10 protein-coding genes and 1 riboswitch are annotated in these 14,222 nt (G+C 52.6%); of the genes, 3 read left to right on the top strand and 7 right to left on the bottom strand.

Going from position 1 to position 14,222, the window contains the following annotated elements:
- Window positions 1–11 precede the first annotated feature (11 nt).
- The 3 genes from J4P41_RS10110 to ybaK all read right to left on the bottom strand — a co-directional run bounded on the left by J4P41_RS10110 (window position 12) and on the right by ybaK (window position 2,966).
- A complete protein-coding gene (locus tag J4P41_RS10110) occupies window positions 12–1,130 on the bottom strand; it encodes an SMP-30/gluconolactonase/LRE family protein (RefSeq protein ID WP_426067022.1) in 1,119 nt (372 codons plus the stop codon).
- Between the two features lie 128 nt (window positions 1,131–1,258).
- Window positions 1,259–2,503: a DNA/RNA helicase domain-containing protein gene (locus J4P41_RS10105; protein ID WP_426067020.1), complete on the bottom strand. Its 1,245-nt coding sequence runs from the start codon at window positions 2,501–2,503 to the stop codon at window positions 1,259–1,261.
- Complete coding sequence (ybaK, locus tag J4P41_RS10100; protein ID WP_426067019.1) at window positions 2,487–2,966, bottom strand: Cys-tRNA(Pro) deacylase; 480 nt, start codon at window positions 2,964–2,966, stop codon at window positions 2,487–2,489. The genes J4P41_RS10105 and ybaK overlap by 17 nt, the downstream gene beginning before the upstream one ends.
- Window positions 2,967–3,683: 717 nt before the next feature.
- On the opposite strand from ybaK, the gene J4P41_RS10095 reads away from it, so the two are divergent.
- Entirely contained in the window at window positions 3,684–6,098 is a 2,415-nt protein-coding gene (locus J4P41_RS10095) for a TonB-dependent receptor (RefSeq protein ID WP_426067018.1), read from the top strand.
- 88 nt (window positions 6,099–6,186) lie between these two features.
- A riboswitch (Fluoride riboswitch) is annotated at window positions 6,187–6,268 on the top strand.
- A 15-nt stretch (window positions 6,269–6,283) separates the two neighbouring features.
- A complete protein-coding gene (locus tag J4P41_RS10090) occupies window positions 6,284–7,618 on the top strand; it encodes a voltage-gated chloride channel family protein (RefSeq protein WP_426067016.1) in 1,335 nt (444 codons plus the stop codon).
- 2 nt (window positions 7,619–7,620) lie between these two features.
- On the opposite strand, the gene J4P41_RS10085 is transcribed toward J4P41_RS10090, so the two are convergent.
- From J4P41_RS10085 to J4P41_RS10070, 4 genes are read right to left on the bottom strand one after another with little or no spacing between them, the layout of a single operon-like run.
- Window positions 7,621–7,908 carry a hypothetical protein gene (locus J4P41_RS10085; protein WP_426067015.1) on the bottom strand — a complete coding sequence of 96 codons (288 nt, stop codon included), beginning with the start codon at window positions 7,906–7,908 and terminating at the stop codon, window positions 7,621–7,623.
- Window positions 7,905–9,368: a PepSY-associated TM helix domain-containing protein gene (locus J4P41_RS10080; RefSeq protein WP_426067014.1), complete on the bottom strand. Its 1,464-nt coding sequence runs from the start codon at window positions 9,366–9,368 to the stop codon at window positions 7,905–7,907. Before J4P41_RS10080 ends, J4P41_RS10085 begins: the two co-directional genes overlap by 4 nt.
- Window positions 9,365–9,634 (bottom strand): hypothetical protein, encoded by a 270-nt coding sequence (locus J4P41_RS10075; RefSeq protein ID WP_426067013.1) that lies wholly within the window; start codon window positions 9,632–9,634, stop codon window positions 9,365–9,367. The genes J4P41_RS10080 and J4P41_RS10075 overlap by 4 nt, the downstream gene beginning before the upstream one ends.
- A 10-nt stretch (window positions 9,635–9,644) precedes the next feature.
- A complete protein-coding gene (locus J4P41_RS10070) occupies window positions 9,645–11,849 on the bottom strand; it encodes a TonB-dependent siderophore receptor (RefSeq protein WP_426067065.1) in 2,205 nt (734 codons plus the stop codon).
- A 330-nt stretch (window positions 11,850–12,179) separates the two neighbouring features.
- Between J4P41_RS10070 and shc the strand changes: the two genes are divergently transcribed.
- Window positions 12,180–14,207 (top strand): squalene--hopene cyclase, encoded by a 2,028-nt coding sequence (shc, locus tag J4P41_RS10065; RefSeq protein ID WP_426067012.1) that lies wholly within the window; start codon window positions 12,180–12,182, stop codon window positions 14,205–14,207.
- Window positions 14,208–14,222: the final 15 nt, after the last annotated feature.

Raw genomic sequence — 14,222 nt, 5'->3', positions numbered from 1 at the left:
ATTTCATATAATTATTGTGGAAGTGTGATTTTAACTACGATGTAGGGTAATTCCTGCATATCTTTCCCATTGTGGAAATCTGGCAGTCGTGCCCACTGGCCGATTGTTGAGTACAGGCCATCCTTTCCGTAAGTCAGACCATCAGGCTCGATCATGCGGGGATCATGTGCGATTACGGAGAGTGTTCCATCCGGGGCATGCCTTAAAATGGCGTGACGTTCGTCGTCAGTGATGTAAAGCGAGCCATCTGGCCCCGTTGCCATACCATCGCCCATGCCTGTTTCGCCTTCATCATGGACGGAAGCTTCTATCCGCTTTTCTGTCGCGGTACGCTCAGAGAGCACGGAAGTTGGGGCTGAATAGAGCCTACGGCTGGTCTGTGGCTGCCAGTAAAGTGTCTGTTGGTCCGGGCTGATACCGATCCCGTTTGCTCCACCTTGGGGCATCTGGGCATGATTGGCATCATAACGCGTAGCACGACCATCCATAACTGCGACGACGCCCGTTTCGGGCATCACAGGTTTCGTGTCAGCCAGAATACGACGCTGCCTTCCCGAAGCGAGGTCCACCACAATCAATGCAGGGTGAATACCGGTCGAGGTGTCGGTAATGAACGCTGTGCCTGCTTTACCATGCGTCAGATCAATCCGCACGTCATTAACGTGACTGTCTGGCAAAAGGGTTGGCGCAGAAAGTGAGAGGACGTTCAAGACGCTGTTGGTGCCCGGGTCGATCTCGAACAGTTTTTGCGCTCCGGGAACCGTGCCCTGTCCAGCCAACATTCCCTCATCCAGAACCCAGAGATGGCCTTTCGCGTCTAAAGTCATGCCCAGGGGGGAAACAAAGCGATCCTGGGTTGCCGCATCTGGGAAAGGGGTCAAATGTCCGTTTGCATAGGTGGCCAGACGTGGTCCGGAATGATCTTTGACGCTGCGAGGGAAACCGAGGACCAGGCGGCCATCTGGTAATGCGGCAATTCCAGAGGGTTGGGCCTCCTGAAAACGCCCAATGATCTCGACATTACCTGACGAGATAGAGCCTTTGTCAATAGTGTCAGCCGCATATGCGCTGTAACAAAGAAAGAACGCACTAAAAAATGCGGCAAGAGCAAATGGGGACTTGAACGTCATAACGGGATCTCCTTGCATGATTTGAGCGGCGTACAAAAGAATAGCAAGTCAATCATTCTTGAGCGCTAAACATTATTGGGTAACCAGGACTGAACGCACGTGGTGGCGAACTGTTCTGTCAGAAATCTTCAATTGTCTAAAAGTCGCTTCCGGAGAGCAGGATCATGCGCATAGAGATACAGCCCTTTCATCCCGCGTGTCAGGAGAACATTCAAAGCGTTCAGAATGATATGTTGTTTCGCTTTATCAGGAGCCGCTATACCCTCGCGTCCCTGAAATGCGGCACTATCCTCATAACGCGACGGATCAACACGAATTCTGTCGGTTGTGGCATCGTAGGACAGGGAAGGCCCCAAAATAACGCCAGCGTAATTCAGGTCGAAGCCTTGAATGGTATAAACGGAGCCGACTTCATCAATGGTGTCCGGGCGCTCTGCCCAAGGCAGTTTCTCTTCTGGCTTGGAGCGGTCCCAGCGCAGGCGGAAATCTCCTTCTTCAATGAAATGGTCTTTGCCGTCTAAACAGTAGGGATAGTCGTAGGTCGATAGCAGTCGGCAGAGACCGACTTCCCGGTTGCGAGCCTGCAGATCTTCGTAAAGCTTTGCGCAGTCGTCATAGACGCGTAGGTCAAACTTCTGATCCCGGGGGCGGGGCAAGAGGTGGCCCTTTGTCAGCGCATCAAGCCAATGTCTGATTGCAGGCCCTGCTTCAATCCGGAATTGAGTAGTCAGATGCAGGGTTCGGGTCAAACGACCTTGGCAGAACTGATCCAGTAGGGTGCTGGACCAGTGACTTTTGAATTTCAGAACCTGCGACGGATCAAAAACGATAATAACCACCCGAGCCAGATCCAGGATTTCTTCCAGATGATTCTGTTGTTTGAAATGGTTGTAGCGATCTGGCCGGGTAAGAAGCAGGTGGGCCTCGTCGACCAGCACGATATCTGCTTTGGTCTCAGCTTTATGGTGGCGATTGATAAATGTTGTTGGACGTTCGAAGTCCGCTTTTTTAAGCGCCGGCATGTCTGCCGCGATATTGCGGTAGAGTTTCAGCATTTCGGGATGGTTAACCAGAAGCGCATTGCGCGTACCATTGAGTGGATCGGCAGAATTTTTGGAACGCGCTCGTGTCTGAATGTTATTAAAAATAGCATTCAGCACAACGCTCTTGCCGGTGCCCGCCGCGCCTTCAATGACGAGAAGTGCACTTCGGTCGTGCAAGTGTTCAGAGCAGAATGTCAGGACTTCCTGGACAAGAGTGCTCTGTTCCTTGGACAGAGAACGACACGGAGAGAGCTTTGATGTCGCTGTGTTTGTGTACGAGGGCAATGCTTCCCGAATGAACTCGTTCTGTTGGTTAGTCAGCCGCGACATCGGCAACTCTGGCGTCTGTAATGCGCTGGGCGTCTTGTGGGGAGATGCGTACAACGAAGCCTTGATGGCCCGCATTGATATAGACATATGTCTGGTTCATCGCATCCTGCGACAAAACAACGGGAATGGGCGTGAGTTGCCCGAAGGGACTGGTCCCGCCGGATTGGTATCCTGTCAGTTCGTGAGCTTTTTCAGGAGGCATCATGCGAGCGTTTCGCCCACCGAAAAGTGCTGCAATCTTCTTGAGATTTAACTTTTGGTGTGCGGGTGCCACCACGCAAGCGGGTTGTTTTTTGTCAATTTCAACAACCAGGGTTTTCAGAACGCTCGTTGGATCAGCACCAATTGCGTCTGCAGCCTGCATTCCGATCAAGCCGCCGTTTGGGTTATATTCGTAGTTGTGCAGACTGAATGGAATATTTTGTTTTTCAAGAAAAAGGGTAGCGCAGGTTTCGCGGGTCATATGTGATCTCCCATTTTGTCGCGAAGCATTCCCGACAGGAGCCGTCAGCAAGAGCATGACTGAAAGAAAACATGTCCTGTTGACCACTGAAGCAGAAGGACGGGTGCTTCTATGTCTATCCTCGCCCTACGCACAGGGAGGTTGGATATGGTGTATGAACGCTTTAGACAAGCGTCGCAATATTTGCTCTATGACGACCGTGCATAAATGGTCCTTTACGTTTTTAGGGCGGATAACTTTGGGGTGGCCAAGAGTTTTTCGCCCTTGGCGACGCCAAGCCAGCCACTTGTTAGGCATTTGAAATCTAAAAGCTCCTCCTCAGGGGAAGGAGGGCACAAAAGCATGGCATAATTTGTTGCACAAATCGGGCGATTTTCATGATTTTCTTTCGTCGTTCCGTGCGCATAACAAGACGGATATCTGAAAAAAATCACCAGAAGGATAGTCTTGAAAATTAAGTGTTCTCTTATATGCAACGGTGTGGTGCATTTTATAGGTATGTAAATATTTCAAATCATACACAAATACTTATAGATTTATTTTGGAAATAATTAAATATATTACAATATATAAAATAATATATTGCGACAAAAAAGTCACATTAAAAGATTATGAATGAAATTATTCAGAATAAATGTCATATATTTTCTTTGTCTGACTTGTCATGGGCGCTGTTATAAATATTTTCTGCGCAACAGACGACATATCTGAGGACGGATGAAGATGAAAACTGGTGCCAGACGCCTTACATTGCTAACAGCTACCGTGCTGGCTGGGGTATTTTGTGATGGAAGCGGCCATGCTGCTTCGCAGTCCCGTGGCAACCATCCTGCTGCAACGGGTGGTTCGCAGGTGAAGGCACATGGTCGGGTGCCGGTGAAGATCATGCATCCGCGTACTTCCGTTAATGCGCAGGATGCGGAAGCCATTTCCGTTCGTGTGTCGCGTCAGGCCCTGAATGGTGGTGGTGGCATGATGCGCCGGGAAATCGCGCCTCATTCCGTTCAGACGGTTACGAAGCAGTATATTGAGATGCAAAGCCCCGCCAGCACGGCGCTCGACATGATCAAGAACCTGCCGAGCGTCACGGTTTCGACTGTCGATAGTTCGGGTATTCTGGGAGGCAAGATCAACAGCCGCAGCCTGACAGATTCAGATATGGGCATTCTTCTGAATGGTGTGCCGGTTGCCACGGCATATTATCTGAACCAGAACGTCGATACAGAGAACGTCAACATGATTTCGGTCACACCGGGGTCATCTGCCATTGATCTACCTGTGACGTCCGCGGCTGCTGGCATCATGGACTCTCAGACTATGACTCCCGCTCACAAGTTTGGTGGTCTGATGGACTTTTCTTATGGGACGAACAACCTGTCCCGTGAGTTTATCCGTGTTGAGAGCGGCGACATCGGCAATTCCGGTATTCGTACGTTTGCATCCTTTTCCCATACCCATTCTCGCAACTGGAATGGCCCTGGCACCAACGAGCGACGGCATCTGGATTTCGGTGCTGCCAAGGACTTTGAGGATGGTTCGTCTGTAAATCTGTTCGTATCGTGGAACCATCAGTTCACAATGGAACCACTCAAGCCTACGGCGAAGCAGTTCTATAATAAGAAAGATGGGCTGGGGACGTATAATTATTCTTCATCTTATGACCCATCCAATCCTTCAAAGTATGGAATGCTGAATGGTAACATGTGGGATCAGGTCTTCGTGACACTGCCTGTACATCTGCATCTGCCAGCAAAATTCTCTTTCGATTTTAAACCATATTACGTTTATAACGGTGGCTATACTTACAACGGTAGCCTGTTTAACGGCTCTGGCCGTAACGCGACGATCGGGCAGGGTGGAAGCAGGATTACGGGGAGTGTCCCGACCGCATCCTACTACAGCGTGTATCGTCCGCATGCCGGGACTGTTGCCAAGCTGAATTATGATCCTGTCAGTTGGGATCATATGGAACTGGGATACTGGTTCGATTATCAGGACAATCAGGTCAATAACATGTATTCCGTGCTGCAAAGCAACGGCAGACAGTATTTCCCATACAACAGTTCCAAAGGGGTGTACGTCAATGGTGAGCGTTACATGCCTTATCAGGGAGATGCGGGCTGGAAAATTCACTCGCTGTTCTTCCAGAATACAGCAAAGCTGCTGAATGACCGTCTGACGTTAAACGGTGGCATCAAGGTTGCCATGATCAATCGCTGGACGGTCAACGGGGCCTCATCAACACCTCGTACGGAGCAGAACCAGGTCGTCCCGCTGCCACAGGTGGGGATCAGCTATCGCATTGATCAGCACAACATGATTTATGTGAATGCTGAGGGTGACTTCCGTATGCCTGATCCGGGATCGCTTGGTCAGGTCTATGACGCGCAGACGGGCGGCTATGTCGGGAATCCGTACAATCCGAAGCCGCAATATTCCATCAAGGAAGAACTCGGTTGGCGCTTCGACAATGATTACTTCATGACCGATCTGGAACTGTTCAACTATTCCATCACCAATCGTCTGCTTTCTACGAGCGTTTACATCAACAATCAGGCGATCAGTTCTACGATTAATGCGGGTAATCAGACTGCGCGTGGGGTAGATTTCATGATCTCAGCCCATCCGTGGCATCATTTCAGCCCGTATGTCTCTGTCGAGTACCTGAACGCGACAATGGATTCCAATATCCTGACGACGGGGTCGCTGAATGGCCAGACAGTCAGCGACCTGTTGCCGACGAAGGGCAAGAAGGCCGTTCAGTCTCCGCATGTTCATGCCAGCGCGGGTCTGACCTATGACGATGGGCATTTCTTTGCCAATGGCAGCGTCAGCTATGTCTCGTCCCAGTATGCAACATTCATGAATGACGAGAAGATTCCGGGTTATATCACCGATAATCTGTCGCTCGGTTATCGCTTCAATTCGTTCGGCCGTTTCAAGGCGCCGAAGTTCCAGCTGAACTTCAGCAATCTTGGAGGTGATTTTGTGCGAACTGGCGTCTACAGTCTTGTCTCCAACGCCAAGGCTGCCAAGGGCATTTATGGCAGCACCATCAGTTCCAGTGGGACGCCCACCTACTATCTGTATCCACGCTTCAGCGTAACGGGGAATATTTCCGTCGGGTTCTGATATTAGGTTAAAAAATGGCTTTCCCTATTTTCAGGGAAAGCCATTTTCAGATGATAGGGGTGACATCGTAGGGCGTGATCGCTAGCATCTTCGTAACGGCAATGGATTCTGCCTGACCATTATGGTCGAACCGCTCTCCAAGGCGAGATGCTGATGATTCCTGTCAAACCCGCTTCCCTAGAAGCATGACAGGAGAGATGTACCCAATGCGTACGCTTCAGAATTTCCCACGACTTCTTCAGATCGCGTTGCATTGGGGACTGATCCTGGCGCTGTTGGGCGTTAGTGTCGGCTCCGTTTGTGCGCTGTTTCTTTGGCTTCTCGATCAGGCGACGCAGTTACGGTTTCTGCATCCGTCTTTGCTCATAGGGCTTCCCGCAGCGGGTGTCGGGGTAGCGCTTCTCTATCAGCGTTACGGTGGCAGGGCTGCGGCGGGTAATAATCTGATTATCGATGAAATTCACAAGCCAGGCGGGGGTGTGCCGTTCTGCATGGCGCCTCTTGTCCTGTTTGGGACGGTCATCAGCCATCTTTTTGGCGCTTCGGTTGGTCGCGAAGGGACGGCTGTTCAGATTGGTGGCAGCTTTGCTGCGGCAATCGGGCGGATGTTCCGCCTCAATGACCGCGCAATGCGCCTCTTTCTGGTGGCGGGGATTGCTGCAGGCTTTGGGGCCGTATTTGGAACGCCGGTCGCGGGTGCCATTTTCGGCTTGGAAGTTCTGACGCTGGGGAGGCTGGACTATGCAGCGCTTCTTCCAGTTGCCGTGGCCTCCATTGTTGCGGACTGGACCTGCCATGCCTGGGGTATTCACCATGCAGCATATCATGTTGGTTTTCGGGGTATTCCGTCTGCCGATGGCACGATGTTCCATGTCGATGCGCTGCTTCTTGCAAAAGTCAGTTTTGCCGCCGTGTGCTTTGGTCTTGCCAGTCGGGCTTTTGCTTCGGGCGTTCATCGACTGGCAGGTATTTTTCAGAAACTCTGCCCGCAGGCATGGTTGCGCCCCGCACTGGGTGGGGTTCTGACGATTTTGCTGGTCGGTCTATTGGGAACGCGGGACTATCTCGGTCTTGGCGTGATGTCTCCTGACATTGACGGCGCCAGCATCATGAATTTTTTCGGCCACGGGTATTATCCCTTGAGCTGGTTCTGGAAGCTGGTCTTCACACTGGTAGCGCTTGCGTCCGGATTTAAGGGCGGGGAAGTTACGCCGCTTTTCTTCATTGGTGCCGGGCTGGGAAATGCGTTGTCGCCGGTACTTGGTGTGCCAGCAGATCTGCTGGCTGGTGTGGGGTTTGTAGCGGTCTTTGCAGGGGCGGCGAATACGCCTCTGGCCTGTACGTTTATGGCCGTTGAGCTCTTCGGGGCAACGGATGTCGTTTACTATGCGGCGGGGTGCTTCATTGCCTATCTGGCGTCTGGCCACAGCGGAATTTATCAGGCACAGCGGATTGGAACGCCCAAGACATCGCTTGCGCTCGAACGCTCAGGGGCGGTTTTGCGGGATCTCAGGAAATGAAACTACCGCGATGACCGCTTGCGGGCATTTAAAGCTGTGCAGATCAATGCCGCGAGCAACACCTCAAGGCTGAGCAGCCCTATCCAGGTTGTCGTGGCAACGATCGGGAAATCGCCGTCATAGAGTTCCAGAAGCAGGCTGAGCGTTAGAAGCGCAAAGCCAGCGACTTGCAGTCCAAGCCGATAAGAGGCGGGGGGAGATTTTCGGAAGAAAATGCCACCGCCACGAGCTGATCCAGCGGCGAGGAGCAGTATTGCGAATTGCCCGCACAGGAAAGACGGCCCGATCATGTCTGCTTTGCTTTTCCGTTGAGCGCACGGAAGGCGGCGTAACCAAAAGCACCAGAGAAGAACAGGCTCACAAGGGCGGTGCTTTGGGTGACAGGATTGGTCCATGGACTGCTCATCACTGCAATTCCAAAGCAGGCCAATGCGCAGGCTGTCAGCATCTCGGGCCATGTGCGTCTGGCAGGGCGCGCGAGAGCAAACACCAGTGCCAACCCCCAGACAATGAAAACGCATTGCACTTCATGATCTGCACGGTGCGCAGACATCGAGGGCAATAGTCTGTTGGCCAAAAAGTAGGATGCGAAGGCGAGAGGCGCGCCAGCCAGCACGCCAACGTTCAGACGATCTGTCAGAACATGCCCAAGATGGTGAGGCAGGCGAAGGCGTTTGACAGTCCATAGACGCATTCCGCTCCCGATGACGGCGGTCAGCATCAGGCCGGAAATGAAATAGAGCCATCGTGTTACGTCCGGTGTGAAGCGTGCAATGTGTAGCCCATACAGAAACGTGTAGGTGCGAACGGCTGGACGCGTCTCGATGTGCTCTTTCATGAGAAGTCCTGTCGTCCCATCGAACGTCAGGCTGTGAGAAAGGGTACTGATGGTACCGTTATTCCCGGCCATAACTGTGATCAGGGAGGCCGCGTCTGAGGGGGTGTAAATATAGACCTGTGAGATTCCAGTTCCTTTGAAGCGTTTTTCAGCCTCTTGCAGCACAGGGATGATAGGCGTCAGATGACCGGGTTTTCCGCTGGCAGGGCGGGATTCAATGGCTGGATTGAGGTCCGTATAGCCTGCCATGATGTCCTGCTTGTAAACAGCTTGCGGTCCCCATGGCAGTAACATTGTGACAAGAGTGACAGCTCCCGTGAAGGAAATCATCAGGTGGAAAGGAAAAGCGATAACACCCAGAAGGTTATGGGCATCCAGCCAGCTTCTCTGTCCCTTGTTTGGACGGAATGTGAAAAAATCTGCGAAGATGCGCCGATGAATGATCAGGCCGGTAACGAGACCTACGACTAAAGCGAGCGCAGCGACGGCAGCGATCAGACGACCATAGGGGTAAGGGAGTTGGAGTTCAAAATGAAAACGATAGAAGAACTCGCCTCCCAGAGTATCACGGATACCGTCCGGGCTGCCGGTGAGAGGGTTCAGGGCTTTCTGGATGTAGCTTCCATCAGGTCGTTCCCAAGTTCCAAAGACATAAGGTGCGCGATGGTTGGGAACGGCAAGATACCAGGCCGGTGATTTGGGTGTGTGATCTGTAAGCCAGGATACTGCACGGGCTGTTGCATCAATGGTTTGCACGGGGGCAGTCGGGAGTTCCGGCCGCATCCAGGTACTGATGCTTTCCCTGAAGACGCTGAGGGTTCCTGACAGTGCGATTGCGAACAGAACCCAACCTGTGATCAGGCCAAGACCTGTATGCAGCCATGCCATAGACGCCCGGAATGTTCCCTTCATGGGCGCCACCCTTTAAATACTGCCAGACTTATCAGGGCAAGGAGGACAACCACGGTGCCTCCCAAGACTTTGCGTCCGTCAGAAATAGCGAAGCTCATCATGAAAGTGACCGGCCAGATCAAGAGGCCAATCAGCATCCCAATCATGGCGCGTTCGACCCGCAAGCCGGGTAGCCAAAGGGCAATGCAGATCCCGGCGAAAGCCGAGAGTGCATAACCGCCGGGAACGGCTGCCAGAATTCGGCAGGTCAGATCCCAGCGTTTCAACGGCGATGATTTACCAGCTATAGCCAATGGTCGCCTGAGCGTTTCTACGCTCTCCGTAATAGCAGAATTCCTGACCATAGGAGGCATAGCTCAGGCAGTTCGCAACGAAGTTCTTGTCGAACAGGTTGCGGACGCTCGCTGAAGCATTCCAGCCACGAAGAGAGTGCGACATCTTTGAGAGGTCATAGCGGATAGAGGCATCGAAAACGGCATATTGTGGAACCCAGACGCTGCCATAGTTCGCTTCGCCACCGTAAGACTTGTTTGTGTAACGCATGCCGCCACCGAAACCGAAGCCCTTCAGTGGGCCGGACGGCAGGGTATAGAACGCAAAGAGGGAGGCATTACCACGGCCAGACTGGATGAGTGGCTTGCCAGTGGAATCATCCTTAACCTTCTGGAAGCTGACGGCTGCAGTGAGCATCAGATTTTTGAAAGGTTCGGCGTGCGCTTCAAACTCAAATCCGTCCGAATGAACTTTGCCACTTTCGAGGCTGTATGATGTGTTGGCTACAGCCACAAGGACGTTTGTTTGCTCAATGTGGAAACCGGCCGCACTCAGCAGGATGGACGTTCCCGGAACCTGATACTTCACACCGCCTTCAAGCTGCTTGCCAAGTGATGGATTGGCCTGACGGAGGGTTGCTCCTCCATTGCTGGAAACCAGACCAGACTGTGGCTGGAAGGATGTCGAGTAGCTGATATACGGCGCCAAACCGAAGTTGAAATGGTAGAGACCTGAAGCACGCCAGGTGATCTGGCTCGGACTTTGGCGGGTGTCTGATCCGTAAATATGTTCAACCTGGTGAGAGCGGTACCAGTCGTTCCGAATGCTGCCCGTGAGGATCAGGTGCTTCCAGCGGATTTCGTCCTGACCGTAGGCTCCGATCTGATGGGATGTTGTGTTGTAGCTGATGTAGGGGGCCGCAGCAGGGATGGCCATGTAGGAGACTGGGTGGAAAACGTTCAGATCTGGTGCAGAACCATAGAAGCCCTGTTCCGAGGCGGTCTGCTGCATGTAGTCAAAGCCAAACATCAGTGAGTGAGTAAGAGGCCCTGTGTGGACACGCCCTTTGAACTGACTGTCGAAAGCCAGATTATGCGTGTGTTCATTCGTCCCGAAAGCAGACCGGGCGAGGAGGCCGCTAGCTTCGTCTGTATAATAACCGCTGTTATAGACGCTACGGTATTGTGTTTTAATATCGTCGTAGCGACCACGCGACGTAAACGACCAGTCCTTGTTAAAGCGGTGATTGAAGATATACGTGATAGAACCGTGCTTACGGTTGAACTTCTCGTAGTTGGCATCACCATCATAGAAATTGCGCGGCAAATAGCCAAAAGATGCGCGCTTGAGAGAGCCAACCAGCGGCACGCCGCCATATGATCCATTTTCGGGATCGTATTGATAGTTACCAAGAATCGTGAGTGTCGTGGGGCCGTCACCACCAAGCGTAAAGGACGGGCTGATGCTGAAACGGCGGCTTCCTGTCCTGGCAAGCTGTGTGTGCTGACCGTTGACCGTCCCGTTGATACGGTATCGGACAAATCCGTTATCCGTCGCAAAACCACCGACATCTGCATCTACGCGATACAGGTCAAACATGCCGCCAGTTGCATTGACACCCCCGTAAAATCTCTGGTCCGTCGGAAGTTTGCTGGAGAGGACCGTCAGACCGCCCGGGCTCGACTGACCGTAGATTGCGGATGCAGGACCCTTGAGGATCTCAATGCGTTCCAGCCTTGAAGTGTCGGTCTGAGCACTGGCGTAACCCGTGGGGCTGTCCTGAAGTTTCAGGCCATCGAGGAATGTCGGGACCATAAACCCACGTAGCAGAAACTGATCATATCGCGTGCCTTCGCCCCCGCGTAAATCAGGCGTAATACCAGCAGCGTACCTAACAGCCTGATTGAGGTTCAGAACCCCTCGAATGTCCATTTCGTTACGGGTGATGACTGTAACGGATTGCGCTGTTTCGACAAGGGGAGTGTCCGTTTTTGTTGCAGACGACGCCACTGTAGAAGGCTTGCGTCCTTGCACACGCAGGCTTTCCACAGCTGTTGCTCGCGTTTCGGACGGGAGGACCTGTCGGGTCTGGGCAGCGGCTTTCACGTTTCCTGTTTGGTCAGGCTTTACGGTCTGATCTGCTGCGAAGGCTTCACTGCCCATGAGCAGGGACAGGGGGATTACATAAACGGCCCTGTTACGATGCATACCCAACATCTTTACTCGCTCCTGCTTGCGTATGGGTCACGGCTCCTATCGGTATTGAGAGTCATTTGCAAGTAGGATTGACCTAGATGCTTCATCCTTGTCAGGAGTGCGGCGGAGAAGCCGCACGTTACAGATCCTGTGGCTGCAGAGATCCAAATGATGGCTTTCAGGCAGCATCAAGTGCCGTTCTGTAACCCTCCGAAATTTCTGGACTTAAAAGGTCTGAAATAAATTGTCGCATCTGCAGATATCAGAGGCTGACGTTATGAGGTAAGACTGATAATAAGCTCCCCGAAACATGATTTTATAGACTATGTGGGTGTTTGGAGAATGAGTGCACCAATACTCAAGGGGATGAGTAACAGTCTGGCTCATACCGTGTCTTGCGCCTGTGACTGGTTGATTGGACAACAAAAAACAGACGGCCACTGGGTTGGATCAGTTGAATCCAATGCATCCATGGAGGCGGAGTGGTGCCTCGCTCTTTGGTTTCTTGGACTGGAAGATCATCCGCTCCGTCCGCGACTGGGGAATGCGCTGCTGGAAATGCAGCGGGATGATGGAGCCTGGGGCGTGTACCTTGGTGCTCAAAGTGGTGACATCAATGCAACGGTAGAGGCTTACGCCGCCTTGCGCTCTCTTGGCTATTCCGCGAACAGCCCTGTGCTTCTCAAGGCTGGTGCGTGGATTTCCGAGAAAGGCGGCCTGAAAAACATCCGTGTTTTCACGCGCTACTGGTTGGCTCTGATTGGCGAGTGGCCATGGGAAAAAACGCCCAATCTTCCGCCTGAGATCATCTGGTTCCCCAATAATTTCGTTTTTTCCATTTATAATTTTGCTCAATGGGCACGCGCAACTCTGGCACCGCTTGCCATTCTGTCTGCACGTCGGCCTAGTCGTCCTTTGCGCCCACAGGACCGTCTGGATGCGTTGTTCCCCGAGGGGCGCGAAAAGTTTGATTACACTCTTCCCAAAAAAGAGAGGGTGGATCTGTGGTCAAGCTTTTTCAGAACGACTGACACAGGGCTGCACTGGCTTCAGTCCAGATTCCTCAAGCGTAATACAGTTCGTGAAGCTGCAATTCGCCACATGCTGGAATGGATCATCCGACATCAGGATGCAGATGGCGGATGGGGCGGTATCCAGCCACCATGGGTATATGGCCTAATGGCGCTACATGGAGAGGGTTACCCGTTTCATCATCCTGTCATGGCCAAGGCTCTGGCGGCTCTCGATGATCCGGGGTGGCGTTATGACAGGGGAGAAGCATCCTGGATTCAGGCAACGAATAGTCCTGTCTGGGATACCATGCTGGCTCTGATGGCCTTGCATGACGCAAATGCACAGGAGCGCTTTACGCCGGAAATGGACAAGGCGTTGGACTGGCTTCTGAACCGACAGGTGCGCGTCAAGGGAGACTGGTCCATCAAGCTTCCGGATGTCGAACCGGGCGGATGGTCTTTTGAATACGCAAATGATCGGTACCCGGATACCGATGATACGGCTGTCGCCCTGATTGCACTGTCATTCTGTCGCCACAAGGAAGAGTGGAAGCGTAAGGGTGTTGATGAGGCGATTGATCGGGCTGTGAACTGGCTGATCGCCATGCAAAGCTCTTGCGGCGGGTGGGGTGCTTTTGACAAGGATAATAACAAAAGCCTGCTCTCCAAAATTCCGTTCTGTGATTTTGGCGAGGCTCTTGATCCGCCGTCTGTTGATGTCACGGCCCATATTCTGGAAGCGTTTGGTCTTCTTGGTTTGTCGCGCGATCTTCCCGTGGTGCAAAAAGCACTTGCGTATGTTCGGTTGGAGCAGGACCCTCAAGGACCGTGGTTTGGCCGATGGGGTGTAAATTACCTGTATGGAACAGGAGCCGTTCTGCCTGCTCTTGCGGCTATTGGGGAAGATATGACGCAGCCTTATATCCTCAAGGCGTGTGAGTGGCTGGTTTCCTGTCAGCAGGATAACGGTGGATGGGGAGAAAGCTGTGCGTCCTATATGGATATTTCATCCATAGGTCGCGGAAGTACAACTGCGTCTCAAACGGCCTGGGCCTTGATGGGACTGATCGCTGTGGGTCGTCCTCAGGACCATGAGGCAATTGCCAAGGGATGCCGGTTTCTGATTGATCGGCAGGAGGCAGACGGAAGCTGGACGGAAGAGGAGTTCACTGGTACCGGCTTTCCGGGCTACGGCGTTGGTCAGACGATCAAACTGGATGACCCAGCCTTGTCAAAGCGTCTGATGCAAGGAGCGGAACTCTCCCGGGCGTTTATGTTGCGTTACGATATGTACCGTCAGTATTTCCCGATCATGGCGCTTGCGCGAGCATCCCGTTTGCTGACTCAGGACATATGATTTTTTAACCGCCCC

The organism is Gluconobacter sp. NFX36 (assembly GCF_049887835.1).
GTDB classification, from domain to species: Bacteria; Pseudomonadota; Alphaproteobacteria; order Acetobacterales; family Acetobacteraceae; genus Gluconobacter; species Gluconobacter japonicus_A.
The sequence above is the reverse complement of the archived record's forward strand: the minus strand, read 5'-3'. Positions and strand labels throughout refer to the sequence as shown.